Raw genomic sequence first — 16,854 nt, forward strand, 5'->3', positions numbered from 1 at the left:
CGTTTTCACCGCTTCGAGAATGATGTGCTGGTCATCGAAGATCAGGTCCTGGCGCTGCGCGCATGGGTGGGGCCGGAGGAGGCGATCCAGCTTTCTAAGGGATCCGACGCGCTTGACAAAGGCGCCGATAAATTATTTATAACCATCCGGTCGGAAATAAATCGGATGGAGCCATGGGCCGGAAACGCGCAATTGATCAACAGCAGGTGCTGGATGCCGCCGAACGAGTCGTCGGTCGTGATGGCGCTGCCAACCTGACTGTCGATGCCGTCGCCAGGGAAGCCGGCGTCAGCAAGGCGAGTGTGCTTTATGACTATAAGTCCAAGCAGGCGCTGATCGAGGCCGTCGTCGACCGGGCGTTTGAGCGCGACAACGCACACCATGCGCAGGTCGAGCAGAAGATCGGAGACATTCAGGATCGAGCGGTCAGGGGGCGCATCGTTGCTGCGGCCGAACCGCCGCCCGAGGAGTTCCGGGCGGTGGCACTGAACCTCAGCGCGGCGCTTACGCTCGATGCCGGTTTGCGCCGGAAGATGCAGGCAAGCCAGGATGCGACGATCGCGAGAATTCTCCAGAACTCCCAGTCGCCGCGCGGGGCGTTGCTTGCCTATCTCGCGCTCGAGGGTCTCAAGTTCCTCGAATATCTCGACTTTCACCATTTTGCGCGTGCAGACCGCGACGAGGTGCTGCGCGAAATCAACTGGCTCGTGACTGCAACCCCGCAGGCAGCCGATCTTCCGGACGAGCGCTAAGCGTCCAAACCTCATAGGTGCAGCGAAATGAACCAAGCATGCGATGCCACATCCGCCGTGGCCACGGGCGAACGCGCCCCGTTCCGGCGCATCTTCATCACCGGTGGCAGCGGCTATGTCGGCCGCAACCTCATCCGCCATTTCGTCACGACGGGCGCTTCTGTTGTCGCTCTGGCGCGCAGCCAGAAGGCGGCCGACCGCGTCCGCCAACTCGGTGCGACGGCCTTTATGGGCGACCTGCTCAGTCCAGACATCGCCGCGGGAATGGCGGGCTGCGACGCGCTTGTCCATGCCGCGGCCGATACCGATCATGGACCAGGCACGCCGCAGCAGCGCCGGGTGAACGAGGATGGCACGCGGATCGTCATGGAGGCGGCCCGCGCCGCCGGTATCCGCAAGGCGATCCATATCAGCACCGAATCCGTGCTTGCCGATGGGCACCCGCTGGTGCAGGTGGACGAGACGGCGCCGTTTCCGCGCCGCCCGGCCGGCAGCTATTCGCGCAGCAAGGCGGCGGCCGAGCGTGTAGCACTTGCGGCCAGCAGTCCGGCTTTCCCGGTCGTTGCCCTTCGGCCGCGCTTCGTCTGGGGGCGTGACGATACCACGGCGTTGCCGGCACTGGTCGAGGCTGCCCGCTCTGGCAAGCTCGCCTGGATCGCGGGAGGCACCTACCTGACCTCGACCACGCATATCGCCAACCTGTGCCAGGCCGTGGCGCTTGCGCTTGCAAACGGGCAGGGCGGGGAGGTCTATTTCATCACCGATGGCGATGCCGTTCCGTTCAGGACGTTCGTCTCGCAGCTTCTGGAAACGCAAGGGATCGTCCCGCCGGAAAAATCCGTTCCCCGCGCCGTCGTCAGAGCCGTTGCCTGGGGCGGCGATGTGCTCGCTGCCCTCTCCAGGGGGAGGATCAGCGTTCCGCTGACATCACAGGCCTATGCGACGTCGGCCGTCGAGATCTCGCTTGATATCGGCAAGGCAAAGCGGGCGCTGGGCTATGTTCCTGTCATCTCGCGGGAGCAGGGGCTGGACGAGCTTCGGACCGTCAGCACCGGTAGTCCTCCAGTTGCGGCGCCGTGTCCGGCTTGCCTGCCTTGATCCAGTCCACCTTGCCGCGCAGGAACGAGAGAGCCGCGTCCAGCGCGGCCTTCCGCTCTTCTAGTCGCGCGATCTGCGCTTGCAGGATCTCGACCGTTCGTGCGGGCGAACTTTCGCCGGCGCGATAGGCGTCATTGAGGGCCTGAATCTCCCGCAGCGAGTAACCCAGCGTCTGTTGCAGCCGGATCATCCGCGCGGCGGTAACGTCTTCCTGGCTGAACAGCTGATAGGGATTAGAGCCGCCCTTGGCGCTGCGCTCCGGCTTCAGCAGCCCCTTGGAAATGTAAAAGCGGATCGTATCGACCGGCAGTTCCGTGGCCTTCGCAAATTCCGAAATCAGCATGCAGTAAACCCTTGACCATAGAGTATGGTCAATACTTATAAGAGCTGCTTGTCTGGAATTGGAGACCCATGATGACAAGCAAGGAAAAGATTCTACACCGCGTCCAACTCGGCTCGGATGGCCCGCCGATCGGAGCCCAGGGCCTCGGCTGCATGGGCATGAGCGAGTTCTACGGCACGACGGACGAGGCCGAATCTCGCGCCACTCTGGAACGGGCGCTCGAACTCGGCGTCACCCTGTTCGACACGGCGGACATGTACGGTATCGGCGCCAACGAGGCCTTTCTTGCGTCCTTCGTCAGGACGCATCGTGAAGCGGTCCTGATCGCCACCAAGTTCGGCTATGCGCGCACGCCGCAAAGCCCAGAGGACTGGAGCATAGACAACCGGCCCGAGTTCATTCGTGCTGCCGCTGACCGCTCGCTGAAGCGCCTGGGTGTCGATGTCATCGACCTCTATTACATGCATCGCCGCACCGATGCCGTACCACTCGAAGAATCCATTGGCGCGATGGCCGATCTGGTCGCGGCCGGAAAGGTCCGTTGGCTCGGCCTCTCGGCGGTGACTGTGGCGGAGCTGCGGGCCGCGCATGCCATCCATCCGATTGCAGCGCTGCAGTCGGAATGGTCTGTTTTCACGCGTGAGATCGAGGAAGATGTCGTTCCCGCTGCATTCGAACTCGGCGTGACGCTCGTGCCTTACTCCCCGCTCGGACGTGGCATGCTGACCGGCCAGGCCTTTGCCCAATCCCTGACGGAGGGAGATGCACGCAGGAATTTCCCGCGCTTTGCATCGCAGCACCAACAGGCGAACATGCAGGTGGTGGCAAAGGTCGAGGAAGCCGCGCGTGGCCTCGGCATTACCTCGGCCCAGCTGGCACTAGCCTGGCTGCACACGCAGGGCCGCAAGTTGAATGCGAAGGTGGTGCCAATCCCCGGAACACGCAGGCGCAGCCGCCTTGAGGAGAACGTCGCGGCGGCGTCCATCATCCTCCCCGATGATGTAACGGCCATGCTCGATCCGCTCGCCGGGGCTGTGCAAGGAGCCGCCGTCTAAGGGTGCGACCGCCGTGCGCGACGGGCGTGCGGCGGCCGGTTCTTGTGTTGGGTGGGGAGGAGGGACGCTCGCCGGCCGCCGACGGCTAGCTTGTGCCAGATGTTTGCACTGCCTCTGCGCTCTGCCGCTCGCGCTCCTCGATCTCGGCGATCAGCCAGTTGAGAAAGGCCCTTGTTACCGGCTTGGTGCGCAGGAGGTCTTCCTGGCAGACGAACTGGTAGGTTTCGGGCGGCTTGTAGAAATGGTCGTGGGCTAGGCGAATCTGACCGGATTTGAGTTCGTGTTCGACCATGGTGCGGTCGATCAACGCCACGCCCTGGCCTTCTCTCACCGCTTCGAGAATGATGTGCTGGTCGTCGAAGATCAGGTCCTGGCGGCTGCGCGGAAGGGCGAGGCCGGAGGAGGCGATCCAGCTTTGCCACTCCTGAAGGCCGCGATAGTGCAGCCGGTTGCTGGAAAGCAGTGCCTGCCTGTCGCCCTGCCAGAGGTCGCGACCGCAGACGGGAACCAGGCACTCGCGCAAGAGCTTGCGGGTGAAGCGTCCGGGTGGTGGCTGCAGGCAATAGGCGATGGTGACGTCAGCCGGGCCGGTGCCGGCGGTGATCGTTTCGAGGTGGGAGAGGTGGATCTGCACGCCGGGATTGGCGGCGAGAAACTCGGAGATGCGCGGCGCGATCACTTTCATCGAAAAGAACGGGCCGACCCGGACGCGCAGGATCTTGTCGCTCGTGCGTGGGCGGATGTGCTGGACCACGCCTTCGAGATCGTCGAAGGCGCGCTGGCAGGAGGCGTAGAGCAGCCCGCCCTCCGGCGTCAGTTCGACACCGTGCTGTTTTCTGACGAAGACCCGAAGGCCGAGATTGAGTTCCAGATTCCGGATCTGGTGGCTGATCGCACCCTGGCCGATGCAGAGCTCGTCGGCGGCGGCCGTCAGGCTGCCGTTGCGCGCGGCCGCCTCGAAGGCGCGCAAGGATTTGAGGCTCGGCAGGTCACGCATCCGTTGCTCCGGGTCTGGATCGGTTGCAGCCTACATGAATTTTTTCGATAGCTGGAATGATTTCTTTCACATTGCGAAGGCTGGAGACCTCCCGCATTGTCGAAGCATAATAAAGCAAAACGAAAACTGAAATCGGCCGAAAATCCAGATAGTTTCAAGCAAGTTGCTCCTTTGGTCAGGCCAATGGTCACGCTTGCGACCGGAACTTCGTGGGTGGCCGACAGGAAGGACAGAGGGAACGAGATGAAAAAGAAGTTCATGACCGCATCGGTCATCGCCGTGCTGTTTGCGGCCGGCACCGCCAATGCCGAGACGCTGTCGATCGGCACCGAGGGCGATTACGCGCCGTTCAACTATGTGACCGCAGCCGGCGAAATCAAAGGCTTCGACTACGATATCGGCCAGGCGGTCTGCGCCGAAATCAAGGTAGACTGTGTCTGGAGCACCAATGAGTGGGCGGGCATCATCCCGGCCCTGCAGGCCAAGAAGTTCGACGTGATGATCGCCTCGATGGCGATCAATCCGGATCGCAAGACGCAGGTCGACTTCACAACCCCTTACTATTTCAACGCCATGCGCTTCGTCGCCCGCAAGGATCTCGGCCTCAAGGACATCTCGCCCGAGGCGCTGAAGGGCAAGGTGATCGGCACGCAGTCCGGCTCGGTCGCGGTCGAGGCGCTGCAGGAGTTTTTTCCCGATAGCGAAGTGAAGCTCTATCCGACGATGAGCGAAGTGTTTCTCGACATGGAAAACGGCCGGCTGGACCTGATCCTCGAAGGGCAGATGGCCTTTACGGAGTGGCTGGCCAAGGAAGAAAGCGGCTGCTGCGCCTTTGTCGGCGAGAGCTTCGTGCTCGACACGGCCGAGGGCAACGCCATGGCGGTACGCAAGGGCGACGAGGCGCTGCTCTCCAAGCTCAATGCCGGCCTGAAGACGATCATGGAAAACGGCACCTACGACAAGATCCGCAAGCAGTATTTCGATTTCGACATCATGGCAAAGCCGAAGACCACGAGCGAGTATTTCCGCTGAGGTTTGTGGCTCTATCCCTCATCCGGCCCGCCGGCCACCTTCTCCCCGCAGGCGGGGAGAAGGTTAGGGTGAGGGGCAACTCCTCGGAAGATGCGCGAGGGCGTCTCTTCTAAGCTGCCGAGAGGGGCCGCCGCGGATCCAAGGTTCAACTCCAACCATCCAGAATTCGCCTGTCGCGCCCTGCGTTCAACGCATCGCGCGGCAGGAGAACAGGCGCGGCGTCGGGGTTTCGCGTTTTCCCCGGCGCCCGTCTTCTCGATTTTTCCAGTCAGCAAAATGAAAGTGCATAGGATGAGCTTCCGGGTCGCCGTTCTCGAATTCAACCAGGAAACCAACACGTTTTCGAAGCTCAAGACCGGGTTCAGGGACTTCGAGGCCTGCCACTATTTCGTTGGCGCCGAGATAGAAACCCATTGCCGCGGCACCAATTCGGAGATCGGCGGCTTCATCGATTGTTGCGACACGTACGGCTGGCAGCCGGTCTATACCGTGGCGGCGCGGGCCGAACCCGGCGGCAGGATCGAGGAAGCGATGCGGCAGCGCTTCGTCGCGGATCTCCAAAGCGCGCTCGACGGCGAAAGGCTCGACGGCGTGTTTATCGTCTTCCATGGGGCTATGTGCACGGAAACGGCTGACGATGCGCAGATCCAGCTTCTGGAGGTGGTGCGTGGCATCGTCGGTTCGGAACTTCCCATCGCCGCGACCTTCGACCTGCACGCCAATTCGGCGCCCGAAATGGCCGGCCTGCTCGATATTGCCGTCTCGTTCCGCACCTATCCGCATGTGGACATGGCCGAATGCGCCCACAAGGCGGGCGCGCTGCTCGAGCGCGCCATGCGCGGCGAAATCCGGCCGGCGCTCGCCATCCGCCAGCCGCCGATGCTGAACGGCTGCAACGACGGGCGCACGACCCATGCCTGCGCCATGACCGAGCTGCTCGAAATTGCCGACGGGATCGCGGCGCGCGACGGCATGCTGGCGACCTCGATCAATGCCGGCTTCTACGATGCCGATATCTTCAACACCGGCCCATCGGCGGTCATCTGCTACGACCGCAACCGGGTGGCGGCCGAAGACGCGGAAGCCGAGGCCGAGCGTCTCTGCCGCGAGATCTGGGACCGGCGCGAGCACCAGGATGTGCAGCTGCCGCTCGACGCGCTGCCCGGCATCGTCGCGGCGCATCTTGCGAAAGATGGGGCCGGGCCGTTGGTCATTGCCGACTTCTCCGACAATCCCGGCTGCGGTGCCTACAGCGATTCCACCTGCGTGCTCGCCAGGCTGCTCGATACCGGCGTCCGAAACGCGGCTTTCGGCGCGCTCTGCGATCCGGAAGTCGTGGCCGAGTTGATCGCTGCCGGCATCGGTGCGACACGCGAGGTTACGCTCGGCTGCAAGATCGACCCTGAAGTCGGCGGCGGGCCGATCACGATCAAGGGCAGGGTGGAGGCGATTTCGGACGGCAGGATCGTCTTCGAGGGGCCGATGTTTCAAGGGCTGCCGGCGACGATGGGGCCGAGCGTGCGCTTTCATGTCGAAGGCATCGACATCCTCATCTGCAGCGAACGTCAGCAGATGCTCGATCGCAACCTCTTCCGCGCCGTCGGCATCGAGCCGTCCGACTATCAGATCGTCGTCGTCAAGTCGCAGCAGCATTTCCGCGCCGCCTTCGGTCCGATCGCGTCCGAGATCGTCGAGATCGACGGCACGGGCCTCAGTAGTGCCAATATCGGCGCGCGCAAGTTCCAGCGGGTGCGGCGGCCGGTCTATCCGCTGGATCACGGCGAACTCGGCTGAGGCGGGCTGCCGTTCACGGGCCAAGGTTCATGCCTGCGCCCTCTAAAGGGGGCAGCCGTATGGCGCGGTAACCGTTACGTACTTCCGCAGTGCCCGGCTTTGGGTCTAGCGTCCCCGTCGTGAAGGGGAGCGCAACTTCATGAGTTTTATCGATCTCTTCGCCTGGATCGTGCTGATCGTGCTCGTGGTGAGCACGGTCGCCGTGCTGATCTTTCTCGCCATGCTGCCGGGGTCGATCGCGAAAAGGCGCAATCATCCCTGGAGCGAGGCGGTCAATGTGGCGGGCTGGGTGACGCTGTTCCTCGGCTTCGCGCTGTGGCCGATCGCGCTCATCTGGGCCTATGTCGACGTGCCGCGCCCGAGCGGCGCGCATCCGGCGGCGACCCCTGCGGGCGAGGTTCATCCGAGCGAGGCGGGCCAGTCATGATCGTCTTTCTCTTCAATGTCTATCTGGCGATCCTCTTCTGCCTGGTGAAATTCAGGATCGTGCCTTTCAACCTGTTCTGGAAGATTTCGCCGGCGATCGTGTTCCTGTTACTCCTCGTCGGCCTGTTCATTCCGATGAACTGGGGGGCGCCGCAGGGCAAGGCGCTGGTGGTGCGCAATTCGGTGGCGATCGTGCCCGATGTCGCCGGCGAGGTCACGGAGGTGCCGGTCGCCTCCAACAGCCCCCTGAAAGCCGGCGACGTGCTCTTCCGCATCGACCCCGTGCCCTACCAGGCGAAGGTAGACGCGTTGCAGGCGCAGCTTTCGCTGCAGGAGCTGCGGCTTGCGCAGATGACGAAGCTGCAGTCGCGCGATGCCGCAACCGAATTCGACGTGCAGCAACGCCAGGCGGACGTCGACAATCTGAGAGCCCAGATCAGCAATGCCGAGTGGGAACTCGGCAAGACGACGGTGCGGGCGCCGGCCGATGGCTACGTGACCAACCTTGCGCTGCGCAAGGGCGCGCGCGTGACGACGCTGCCGCTGTCGCCGGCCATGGCCTTTATCGACACCTCCGAGACGATCATCGGGGTCGAGATCAACCAGATCGATGCGCGTTATATAGAGCCCGGCCAGATGGTGGAGGCGACCTTCAAGTTTGCGCCCGGCGAGACCTATACCGGTGAGGTCGAGGGCGTGCTGCAGGCGATCGCCTCCGGGCAAGCCCGGGTGTCCGGCACGGCGGTGACCCCGGAGGCAGTCTCCGCCGCGCCCTTCATCGTGCGGGTGAAACTCGACGACCAGGCTTTCGCCGCACGGCTGCCAGCCGGCGCCACGGGGGACGCGGCCATCTTCACCGACCGGGTGAAGGTGGCGCACGTGATCCGCCGGGTGCTTTTGCGCCAGATCGCGATCACCAACTACGTCAATCCGTTCTGATCGGCTGCGCGGCGGGGTGCCACCGGCTGCCCCGCCCGCTGGAAGACGGGCGAGGATAGGACGGTTTCTCGCAATTCCGGACGGAAAACTGCTGCGCGCTTTTCCTGGAATTTCTTGGCCAAATGACGCAATTCCGGACGGAATACCGCTGCGCACTTTTCCTGGAATTGCTTGGCCAGATGTCGCAATTCCTGGCGGAAAACCGTTTCACACTTTTCCTGGAATTTCTTGGCCAAACGACGCAATTCCGGACGGAAAACCGCTGCGCACTTTTCCTGGAATTGCTTAGCCGGCAATCGGTAGCGGCGCCTCCGGGTTGACGAGACCGGCTGCCCTCAAGTCCCGCCAGAAGTCGGCCGGCACGGCTTCGTTCAGGGCGGCGCGGTCTTCGGCGATGCGGCTCGGCTGGCTGGCGCCGGGGATGACGGCGGCAACCGCGGGGTTGGCGAGCGAGAACTGCAGGCCGGCCGCCTTCATCGAGATGCCGTGACGGTCGGCGATCGCCTTGATACGCGCGACCTTGTCGAGAATTGCCGGCGTGGCCGGGGCATACTCGAAGTTCGGGCCACCGACGAGCGCGCCGGAGCTATAGGGGCCGCCGACGACGATGCCGAGGCCGCGCTTGGTGACCTCGGGCATGACGCGCTGGAGCGCGCGGTCATGGTCAAGCAGGGTATAGCGGCCGGCAAGCAGGAAGCCATCGGGACGCGGACCCTCGAGCGCGAGCAGCAGTTCGATCGGCTCCACCCGGTTGACGCCGAGCCCCCAGGCCTTGATCACGCCTTCGTCACGCAGCCGGTCGAGCGCCCTGAAGGCGCCCTTGCGCGCCGTCTCGAAAACGTCGAGCCATTCGTCGCCGTAGAAATCCTGGGCAACGTCGTGAACGAAGGCGATCTCGATCCGGTCGGTCTTCAGGCGCTTGAGGCTGTCCTCGATCGACCGCAGGGTGGCGTCATGGGAGTAGTCGTTGACGATCTTGTTGGGGCGGCCATAGCGGAAGACGTCGCCCTTTTCCCCAAGGTCGCGGGCGCTGACGTCCTCGATCTCGTCGAGGATGACCCGGCCGACCTTGGTGCTGATGACGTATTCGTCACGCGGGCGACCGCCGAGCGCTTCGCCCATGCGGATCTCGGCAAGGCCGGCGCCGTAGAACGGGGCGTTGTCGAAATAGCGGATGCCGTCGTTCCAGGCGGCCTCGACGGTGGCAAGCGCTTCCTTTTCGGGGATTTCGCGGAACATGTTGCCGAGCGGGGCTGCGCCGAAACCGAGCTTGCCGGGCAGAATATCCTTGAGTGTCATGTGTCCTGTCCTTTGCTGATCGATGGGGCAGGTGATGCGGTGCATCGCCGTTGTTTGGAAAAATAGGTCAGCGAGCGGAGTCCCGGTAGCGGGGTACGCTTCGCAGGATATGGGAAACGAATTCACAGATGCGATGTTCGGAGCCGGATAACTGGTGAAGTGTTCCGGGGAAGCCATCGGGCAGACCGTCTGCGACGGATCGGATGGAGAACACCGGTCGTAAACTTCTCGCGTCTCGGGTCTGGTTTGCGTATATTAGACTAGCCTAAATCGGTGGAGATTCAACGATCTGCAATAGGGGTGTTCGCCATGACCATTGGCCAGAGCATGCTTGCGGGTGCAGCCTTCTTCGCGCTTGGTTTTACGTCCGCATGGGCACAGCAGGTTTCAGGGACGCTCGGCGCCCCGGGAGCGACGACAACAATTACGGGTAAGCAGCTTCCGTCACCAAGTCCGGCTTTTGGCGGTTTAATCAAGGAAAAGGCCTCGGAATCGACGCCCTGGTGGGCTCCGCGTGTCGTGCCGCCGAAAGGCGCGCCCAATGTGCTGCTGATCATGACGGACGATCAAGGCTTCGGTGCGCCCAGCACCTTTGGCGGCGTCATTCCGACACCGGCCATGGACCGCATCGCCAAGGAGGGGTTGCGCTTCACGAACTTCCACTCGACATCGCTCTGCTCGCCGTCTCGTGCGGCGCTGATCACCGGGCGCAATCACCATTCGGTTGGCTACGGGGTCGTCGGGGAGATCGCGACCGGATATCCGGGCTACGATTCGATCATTCCGATCGAGAAAGGAACTGTTGGCACGATCCTCAAGGAAAATGGCTACGCCACCGCGTGGTTTGGCAAGAACCACAACACGCCGTCCTATCAATCAAGCCAGGCGGGCCCCTTCAACCAGTGGCCGACGGGCATGGGCTTCGATTATTTCTATGGCTTCGTCGGCGGCGATGCGAGCCAGTGGCAGCCGAACCTGTTCCGCAACACCACGGCCATCTATCCGTTTGAAGGCAATCCCAAGTGGAACCTGGAAACGGCCATGGCCGACGAGGCGATCCAGCACATCAGGCAGTTGAGCGAGATCGCCCCGGGCAAGCCCTGGCTCGTCTACTACGTGCCCGGTGCCACCCATGCACCACACCACCCGACGCCCGAATGGATCAAGAAGATCAGCGACATGCACCTCTTCGACGAGGGCTGGAACAAGGTGCGCGAGACGATCTTCGCCAATCAGAAGCGGCTCGGCATCATGCCTGAGAACGCGAAGCTCACGCCGTGGCCGGAGGGGTTGCCGCAATGGGATTCCCTCAGTTTGGAGGCGAAGAAACTGTTCATCAGGCAGGCCGATGTGTACGCCGCTTACCTTGCCTATGCCGACAACGAGATCGGGCGCGTCATCCAGGCGGTGGAAGATATCGGCGAGCTCGACAACACCCTGATCATCTACATCGGCGGCGACAACGGCGCGAGCGCCGAGGGCATGCTCAACGGCACGCCGAATGAGTTCACCACATTCAACGGCGTCGACGTTCCGGTGAAGGACCAGTTTCTCTGGTATCCGTTCTGGGGTTCGGAGCGGACATTCCCGCATTTCGCAGCCGGCTGGGCCTGGGCGATGGGGACACCGTTCAAGTGGGTCAAGCAGGTGCCATCGCACTTTGGCGGGACGGCGCAGGGCATGGTCATGTCGTGGCCCGGCCATATCAACGACGCTGGCGGTGTCCGCGCGCAGTTTCACCACTTCATCGACATCGTGCCGACGATCCTGGAGGCGACAGGCATCCCGCAACCGGAGACGATCAACGGCATCAAACAGGAGCCGATCGAAGGCGTCAGCATGGCCTACACATGGGACAAGGCGAATGCCGCTGCGCCGACTGAACACAAGACCCAGTACTTCGAGATGCTGGGAAACCGCGCGATCTACCACGACGGATGGGTCGCCGCGACGACGCCCGCGACATTGCCGTGGGAACTCAGCACCAAGACGCCGCCCGACGTGATCACCGGCTACAACTGGGAACTTTACAACGTCGATGAAGACCCGACGCAATTCACCGATCTTGCCGCCAAAATGCCTGACAAACTCAAGGAATTGCAGGACCTCTTCTATGCCGAGGCGAAGAAGTACAACGTGCTGCCGCTCGACAATTCGACGCTCGCACGCTGGAATGCCCCGCGGCCGAACCTGACGGCCGGCCGTACGGAATTCACCTACCGCGGCGAACTGAGTGGTGTGCCGGCCAGCGCTGCGCCGAGCACCTTGAACAAGTCCTATACGATTACGGCCGATGTCGAGATACCCGACGACGGTGCGCAAGGCATGATCGTCACCGAGGGTGGCCGCTTTGGCGGTTACGGCCTCTTCCTCAGCCAGGGCGACTTCGGTGTCGGCAGTGGGAAGGTCGTGTTCCTCTACAATCTCCTCGACCTCAAGCGCACCCTGTGGGAAGGACCGGAACTCGAACCCGGCAAACACAGGATCGTCTTCGACTTCAAGTCGGATGGAAAGGGACTTGGCGCCGGGGGCACCGGCGTTCTGTCGGTGGACGGCAAGGAGGTCGCCAGGAACAGCATCGATCATGGCATCCCGGTCACTTTCCCCGAGGATGAGACCTTCGACGTCGGTCTCGACACGCGCACCGGCGTCGCCCTTCTGGAACACCGCTACGACACGCCCTTCCGCTTTACGGGCAAGATCGACAAACTGACTTTCGAATTGAAGCCAAACGCAACGCCCTAGAGCGCCGTGCGTTCACGTGAACGCACATGGGACGCTCTGGCGACCTTGCATCGCAAGGCCCGGACACAAACGACTGGCAGAGGTGCGTTCCGATGATACGCGTGCTTGATCTCGCCGCCTTCGGGGAGATGGCAACAGGGCTCGCACTGGTGGTGGCGCCTTCGCTCGTGGGGCAGGTGCTGCTTGGCGAGCTACTCACCGGGCCTGCGATCCCGACGGCCCGGGTGGCGGGAATTGCCCTGATCGCCCTCGGCGTTGCCTGCTGGAAGAACTCAAGCCTCATCGGCATGCTGATCTACAGTGCGGCCGTCACGCTCTATCTGGCCTGGTTCGGACTGACGGACGGCTCCACCGGCGTCCTTCTGTGGCCTGCGATCGCAGTTCATGCGGTGCTGTCGGTCTTGCTCTGGCGCGGACGTCACACGCCTGGCGCCGGCTAGAGTCCCGGTCGATTTTGTCTCGGTCTCTGTCGGCAAACGCAGCATTCGTGCGTCTTCAGGATGTGCACACGGAGGACCAAGCCGCATGAAGCTCTATTTCAGCCGCAACCCCAATCCGCGCCTGGCGGTCGCCACAGCCCGATTTCTGAAGGCAGAGGTTGCGTTCGAATATGCCGAGCCGCTGGCGCCGGGCCAGGCGGACCGCTATCGGCCGCTCAATCCCAACCTGCTTTTGCCGATCCTGGAGCGTCCCGGCCGGGCGCTGTGGGAGGCGGATGCGATCGCCTGCTTTCTCTCTCGCCAGGTCGGCTCCAACCTCTGGCGAAGGGATGACGACGAGCCGGAGATGGTCCGCTGGATCAGCTGGGGCAAGGAGAACTTCGTGAAGGCCTGTGACATGGTGCATTGGGAGCGCGGCACCAAGCTGCGCTACGGCATCGGCACTTGTGACGAGGCCATGGTGGAGGAGGGGATGAAGGCGTTCCACAAGGCGGCCCGGCTGCTCGATGCCGAACTCTCCGCTCACGCCTGGCTGGTCGGCGAGGCCGTCTCCTACGCCGATTTTCGCATGGCAACATTCCTGCCCTACAATGATGTGGCAAGGCTGCCGCTCGCGGACTATCCGGCACTTGCGCGCTGGGCCGGGCAGCTCGAGGCGATCGACGCCTGGCGCGATCCGTTCCGCGGGCTTGATGCGCCCGCGTTGCCTCCGATATCAGGCTGAGCGGCGGCCTTTGCCTGCCGTCGAGCGGCGGCGACGGCCGGTGGTTGTCGCCGCGCATTCGCAGGTTGCGTGATTGTTCTCGCCATCCATTTTCTCCTCTGCTAATACAGTCGCGCTAGCATGCGAACAGCCTCTTCTTGCTCAGAAGGAATTCGTCCGATACGTTTCACAGTCGCAATCGCAGCAGCAGCATTGATGTCCCTTCCGACAGCAACCCTTGCCAAATCGCCGGCCGATATCGCCGATCTCGTCGGCGCACGCGCGCCTGGCGCCGAGAGCGAGATGCAGTCCAGGGGCTATGTCGATGTCGGCGGCAACAATACCTGGTGGAATGCCGGCACCAAGACCTGCGTCCGGGTGCATGTCTCCCAGGGACACTACTCGGCGATCTCGCAGATCAAGCCCTCGGCTTGCGGCCAAGGGAGCGGCAAGAGCACGCCATGCCCGCCGGATCTGTCGCAGGCCGATCTCTACAAGCATCCGGGCTGCAGCCTCTAGGGGCAGTCGCGTCCAACTGGTGCTGGGCTGGAACTTTCGCAGTGAAGGCAACGGTGACACGGGCGGTGCCGGCGGCCGCCTCGGCTTCATTGTGCCCTTCGATCGGCGGGGAAAGCGGTACGAGAGCGCCGCGACCATTGCGCAATGCGATGATCTCTGCTCTCCTTTGAATGGCCTATCGGTGGAGCAGATTGCCCCTGGCGATCGGATTTTGCGGTTGAAAGCGTCGGAAACCGCTAAAAAAAGACCGATTGCGGCAGATATTCCCGCCCCAACCATTCCCGCCCAAAACCCGAAAGGTGTTTCGCCTTTTTTAGGAAAGCGAGATTTGCCTACCTTCAGTACCCTTTTGGTTGTCCCGCTGGAGACGGGACATATCGCGAAGGTATGGAGGAGATACCCTTGGCAAGCATTTCAGAGGACACTACGCATACCCAGAATCCGGCGCAAAATCCGGAAGACGAACGGCTGAGCATCGGCGCGAACCTCGCCTATGGCCTGCAGCACGTCTTGACCATGTATGGCGGCATCGTCGCCGTTCCGCTGATCCTTGGCCAGGCGGCGGGCTTGAATTCCGGCGATGTCGGCCTGCTCGTCACCGCCTCGCTTTTCGCCGGTGGCCTCGCCACCATCTTGCAGACGATCGGCGTGCCGTTCTTCGGCAGCCGCCTGCCGCTGGTGCAGGGCGTCTCGTTCTCGGGTGTCGCCACGATGATCGCCATTTCCGGCAATGGCGGCATTCCGGCGATCCTTGGTGCGGTCATCGCGGCCTCATTGATCGGCCTTCTGATCACGCCGGTGTTTTCGCGCATCACCCGCTTCTTCCCGCCGCTCGTCACCGGCATCGTCATTACCACCATCGGCCTGACGCTGATGCCGGTTGCGGCATTCTGGGCGATGGGCGGCAACAAGGCGGCGCCGGACTTCGGCAGTACCGCCAATATCCAGCTTGCGGCGGTCACGCTCATCATCGTGCTGCTCTTGAGCAAACTCGGCAACGCTTCGATCTCCAGGCTTTCGATCCTGCTGTCGATCGTTATCGGTACCGGCATTGCCTATGTCGCCGGCATGACCGATTTCTCGCAAGTTGCAAACGGCCCGGTCTTCGCATTGCCGAGGATCTTCCATTTCGGCTATCCGACCTTCGAACTTGCGGCTGTTATCTCGATGCTGATCGTCATCATGGTGACGCTGGTCGAGACCTCGGCCGACATTCTCGCCGTCGGTGAGATCGTCGAAACCAAGGTGGATTCGCGCCGGCTTGGTGACGGCCTTCGTGCCGACATGCTGTCGAGCATTCTCGCGCCGGTCGTCGGCTCCTTCACCCAGAGCGCCTTTGCCCAGAATGTCGGCCTCGTGGCGGTGACGGGCGTGAAGAGCCGTTACGTGGTGGCAACGGGCGGCTTGTTCCTGGTAACGCTCGGCCTCTTGCCGATCATGGGTCGCGTCGTCGCCTCGGTGCCGACCTCGGTGCTTGGTGGCGCCGGCATCGTGCTCTTCGGCACGGTTGCGGCAAGCGGCATCCGCACGCTGTCCAAGGTCGAGTACAACAACAACATGAACCTGGTGATCGTCGCGACCTCGATCGGCTTCGGCATGATCCCGATTGCGGCACCCGGCTTCTACGAGCATTTCCCGGCCTGGGTCGCCACGATCTTCCATTCGGGCATCTCGTCGGCGGCCGTCATGGCGATCCTGCTCAACCTCCTGTTCAATCACTTCACCGCAGGCAATTCCGACCAGCAGTCGGTCTTCGTGGCTGCAACCGAACGCACGATCCGCTACCAGGACATCGCAAGGCTGCACGACGGCGACTACTTCCTCAACGGCAAGCTCTACGATGCCAAGGGCACCGAGGTGCCGCTGATTGCGGCGGAGGCGCACTGAACCGGCAAGCTCCCTGAAATGATGCAATTCCAGACTGCTTTCCCTGGGGTTGCTTTGAATTACGCAACTCCGGACGAAAAACCGCTTCGCACTTTTTCTGGAGTTGCTTGTGAAACCCGCCATTCCGGGCAGGAAACCGCTTCCTGTTTTTCCTGGCGTTGATTGAAAAACCCAACAAAAGGACATTGGGAATGACACGTGAGACCGACAATTACGCGCTGCTCGATGCGCTGCTTCACACGATGGAGAAGGGCATCATTCCGGCAACGGAAGCGGGCGTTGCCGCCGGCAACAAGATCTTCGGCGCGGCGCTGATGCGCAAATCCGATCTTTCGACCGTGCTTGTCGAAACCAACAACGAGACGGAAAACCCGCTCTGGCACGGCGAAGTGCACACGCTGAAGCGGTTCTACGAGATCGAAGGCGAGAAGCGGCCGGACAGCCGCGACCTCATCTTCCTCTCGACGCATGAGCCGTGCTCGATGTGCCTTTCGGCGATCACCTGGGCGGGTTTCGACAATTTCTTCTACTTCTTCAGCCACGAGGATTCCCGCGACAGTTTCTCCATTCCGCATGACCTGAAGATCCTGAAGGAGGTCTTCACGCTGGAGCCGGGCGGCTACAACCGCACCAATGCCTTCTGGAAGGGCCAGTCGATCCACGCGCTGATCGACGCTCTGCCCGAGCCGCAACGCCAGGAACTCAAGGCCCGCGCCGAGGCGATCCGGGCGAAATACGACGATCTCTCCTCCGTCTATCAGGACAGCAAGGACGGCAACGCCATTCCGCTGAACTGACGCTCGAAAAGCCGTCACCTGTACCGGG

General features: G+C 62.6%; 17 protein-coding genes. 13 read left to right on the forward strand and 4 right to left on the reverse strand.

Translation table 11 applies throughout. From position 1 onward, the window contains the following. Positions 1-173 precede the first annotated feature (173 nt). On the forward strand, positions 174-752 hold the full coding sequence (locus tag OVA00_RS27000; protein ID WP_060583254.1) for a TetR/AcrR family transcriptional regulator: 579 nt from the start codon (positions 174-176) through the stop codon (positions 750-752). Positions 753-779: 27 nt separating this feature from the next. Continuing rightward, positions 780-1,850: an NAD-dependent epimerase/dehydratase family protein gene (locus tag OVA00_RS27005; RefSeq protein ID WP_127889136.1), complete on the forward strand. Its 1,071-nt coding sequence runs from the start codon at positions 780-782 to the stop codon at positions 1,848-1,850. Here the strand turns inward: OVA00_RS27005 and OVA00_RS27010 are convergent. Further along, positions 1,798-2,193 (reverse strand): MerR family transcriptional regulator, encoded by a 396-nt coding sequence (locus OVA00_RS27010; protein WP_060516092.1) that lies wholly within the window; start codon positions 2,191-2,193, stop codon positions 1,798-1,800. The genes OVA00_RS27005 and OVA00_RS27010 overlap by 53 nt on opposite strands. Positions 2,194-2,264: 71 nt before the next feature. On the opposite strand from OVA00_RS27010, the gene OVA00_RS27015 reads away from it, so the two are divergent. Beyond that, positions 2,265-3,248 carry an aldo/keto reductase gene (locus tag OVA00_RS27015; RefSeq protein ID WP_268089954.1) on the forward strand — a complete coding sequence of 328 codons (984 nt, stop codon included), beginning with the start codon at positions 2,265-2,267 and terminating at the stop codon, positions 3,246-3,248. Between the two features lie 85 nt (positions 3,249-3,333). Here the strand turns inward: OVA00_RS27015 and OVA00_RS27020 are convergent, their stop codons facing one another. Continuing rightward, complete coding sequence (locus OVA00_RS27020) at positions 3,334-4,245, reverse strand: LysR substrate-binding domain-containing protein (RefSeq protein ID WP_268089955.1); 912 nt, start codon at positions 4,243-4,245, stop codon at positions 3,334-3,336. A gap of 243 nt (positions 4,246-4,488) precedes the next feature. Here OVA00_RS27020 and OVA00_RS27025 point away from each other — a divergent pair, with 243 nt between their 5' ends. The 4 genes from OVA00_RS27025 to OVA00_RS27040 all read left to right on the forward strand — a co-directional run bounded on the left by OVA00_RS27025 (position 4,489) and on the right by OVA00_RS27040 (position 8,436). Beyond that, positions 4,489-5,277: a transporter substrate-binding domain-containing protein gene (locus OVA00_RS27025; RefSeq protein WP_268089957.1), complete on the forward strand. Its 789-nt coding sequence runs from the start codon at positions 4,489-4,491 to the stop codon at positions 5,275-5,277. Positions 5,278-5,553: 276 nt separating this feature from the next. Next, positions 5,554-7,071 (forward strand): M81 family metallopeptidase, encoded by a 1,518-nt coding sequence (locus OVA00_RS27030; RefSeq protein WP_268089958.1) that lies wholly within the window; start codon positions 5,554-5,556, stop codon positions 7,069-7,071. 139 nt (positions 7,072-7,210) lie between these two features. Further along, positions 7,211-7,498: a DUF3302 domain-containing protein gene (locus OVA00_RS27035; protein WP_060583259.1), complete on the forward strand. Its 288-nt coding sequence runs from the start codon at positions 7,211-7,213 to the stop codon at positions 7,496-7,498. Further along, positions 7,495-8,436: an HlyD family secretion protein gene (locus OVA00_RS27040; RefSeq protein WP_089043567.1), complete on the forward strand. Its 942-nt coding sequence runs from the start codon at positions 7,495-7,497 to the stop codon at positions 8,434-8,436. Before OVA00_RS27035 ends, OVA00_RS27040 begins: the two co-directional genes overlap by 4 nt. On the opposite strand, the gene OVA00_RS27045 is transcribed toward OVA00_RS27040, so the two are convergent. Together OVA00_RS27045 and OVA00_RS27050 are read right to left on the reverse strand one after the other, a co-directional pair. Continuing rightward, positions 8,418-8,672: a hypothetical protein gene (locus OVA00_RS27045; RefSeq protein WP_268089959.1), complete on the reverse strand. Its 255-nt coding sequence runs from the start codon at positions 8,670-8,672 to the stop codon at positions 8,418-8,420. The two genes, OVA00_RS27040 and OVA00_RS27045, sit on opposite strands and share 19 nt — an antisense overlap. 49 nt (positions 8,673-8,721) lie before the next feature. Further along, positions 8,722-9,735: an aldo/keto reductase gene (locus tag OVA00_RS27050; protein ID WP_089043569.1), complete on the reverse strand. Its 1,014-nt coding sequence runs from the start codon at positions 9,733-9,735 to the stop codon at positions 8,722-8,724. A gap of 309 nt (positions 9,736-10,044) precedes the next feature. On the opposite strand from OVA00_RS27050, the gene OVA00_RS27055 reads away from it, so the two are divergent. The 6 genes from OVA00_RS27055 to OVA00_RS27080 all read left to right on the forward strand — a co-directional run bounded on the left by OVA00_RS27055 (position 10,045) and on the right by OVA00_RS27080 (position 16,826). After that, positions 10,045-12,480, forward strand: a complete 2,436-nt coding sequence (locus OVA00_RS27055) for an arylsulfatase (RefSeq protein WP_268089960.1) — start codon at positions 10,045-10,047, stop codon at positions 12,478-12,480. A 92-nt stretch (positions 12,481-12,572) separates the two neighbouring features. Further along, on the forward strand, positions 12,573-12,920 hold the full coding sequence (locus OVA00_RS27060) for a hypothetical protein (RefSeq protein WP_034793228.1): 348 nt from the start codon (positions 12,573-12,575) through the stop codon (positions 12,918-12,920). An 85-nt stretch (positions 12,921-13,005) separates the two neighbouring features. Continuing rightward, positions 13,006-13,644 (forward strand): glutathione S-transferase family protein, encoded by a 639-nt coding sequence (locus tag OVA00_RS27065; RefSeq protein WP_110818641.1) that lies wholly within the window; start codon positions 13,006-13,008, stop codon positions 13,642-13,644. Between the two features lie 195 nt (positions 13,645-13,839). Continuing rightward, a complete protein-coding gene (locus tag OVA00_RS27070) occupies positions 13,840-14,142 on the forward strand; it encodes a hypothetical protein (protein WP_112977163.1) in 303 nt (100 codons plus the stop codon). A 387-nt stretch (positions 14,143-14,529) separates the two neighbouring features. Then, on the forward strand, positions 14,530-16,029 hold the full coding sequence (locus tag OVA00_RS27075) for a nucleobase:cation symporter-2 family protein (RefSeq protein WP_371273165.1): 1,500 nt from the start codon (positions 14,530-14,532) through the stop codon (positions 16,027-16,029). Positions 16,030-16,220: 191 nt separating this feature from the next. Continuing rightward, entirely contained in the window at positions 16,221-16,826 is a 606-nt protein-coding gene (locus OVA00_RS27080; protein WP_034793244.1) for a deaminase, read from the forward strand. Positions 16,827-16,854 lie beyond the last annotated feature (28 nt).

It is taken from the genome of Ensifer sp. SL37, from assembly GCF_026672675.1.
Taxonomy (GTDB): domain Bacteria; phylum Pseudomonadota; class Alphaproteobacteria; order Rhizobiales; family Rhizobiaceae; genus Ensifer; species Ensifer adhaerens.

What these genes read in the sequence shown, in the direction of transcription:
- OVA00_RS27000 (WP_060583254.1), top strand. Translation starts at nt 174, where the DNA reads ATGGGCCGGAAACGCGCAATTGATCAACAGCAGGTGCTGGATGCCGCC.
- OVA00_RS27005 (WP_127889136.1), top strand. Translation starts at nt 780, where the DNA reads ATGAACCAAGCATGCGATGCCACATCCGCCGTGGCCACGGGCGAACGC.
- OVA00_RS27010 (WP_060516092.1), bottom strand. Translation starts at nt 2,193, where the DNA reads ATGCTGATTTCGGAATTTGCGAAGGCCACGGAACTGCCGGTCGATACG.
- OVA00_RS27015 (WP_268089954.1), top strand. Translation starts at nt 2,265, where the DNA reads ATGACAAGCAAGGAAAAGATTCTACACCGCGTCCAACTCGGCTCGGAT.
- OVA00_RS27020 (WP_268089955.1), bottom strand. Translation starts at nt 4,245, where the DNA reads ATGCGTGACCTGCCGAGCCTCAAATCCTTGCGCGCCTTCGAGGCGGCC.
- OVA00_RS27025 (WP_268089957.1), top strand. Translation starts at nt 4,489, where the DNA reads ATGAAAAAGAAGTTCATGACCGCATCGGTCATCGCCGTGCTGTTTGCG.
- OVA00_RS27030 (WP_268089958.1), top strand. Translation starts at nt 5,554, where the DNA reads ATGAAAGTGCATAGGATGAGCTTCCGGGTCGCCGTTCTCGAATTCAAC.
- OVA00_RS27035 (WP_060583259.1), top strand. Translation starts at nt 7,211, where the DNA reads ATGAGTTTTATCGATCTCTTCGCCTGGATCGTGCTGATCGTGCTCGTG.
- OVA00_RS27040 (WP_089043567.1), top strand. Translation starts at nt 7,495, where the DNA reads ATGATCGTCTTTCTCTTCAATGTCTATCTGGCGATCCTCTTCTGCCTG.
- OVA00_RS27050 (WP_089043569.1), bottom strand. Translation starts at nt 9,735, where the DNA reads ATGACACTCAAGGATATTCTGCCCGGCAAGCTCGGTTTCGGCGCAGCC.
- OVA00_RS27055 (WP_268089960.1), top strand. Translation starts at nt 10,045, where the DNA reads ATGACCATTGGCCAGAGCATGCTTGCGGGTGCAGCCTTCTTCGCGCTT.
- OVA00_RS27060 (WP_034793228.1), top strand. Translation starts at nt 12,573, where the DNA reads ATGATACGCGTGCTTGATCTCGCCGCCTTCGGGGAGATGGCAACAGGG.
- OVA00_RS27065 (WP_110818641.1), top strand. Translation starts at nt 13,006, where the DNA reads ATGAAGCTCTATTTCAGCCGCAACCCCAATCCGCGCCTGGCGGTCGCC.
- OVA00_RS27070 (WP_112977163.1), top strand. Translation starts at nt 13,840, where the DNA reads ATGTCCCTTCCGACAGCAACCCTTGCCAAATCGCCGGCCGATATCGCC.
- OVA00_RS27075 (WP_371273165.1), top strand. Translation starts at nt 14,530, where the DNA reads ATGGAGGAGATACCCTTGGCAAGCATTTCAGAGGACACTACGCATACC.
- OVA00_RS27080 (WP_034793244.1), top strand. Translation starts at nt 16,221, where the DNA reads ATGACACGTGAGACCGACAATTACGCGCTGCTCGATGCGCTGCTTCAC.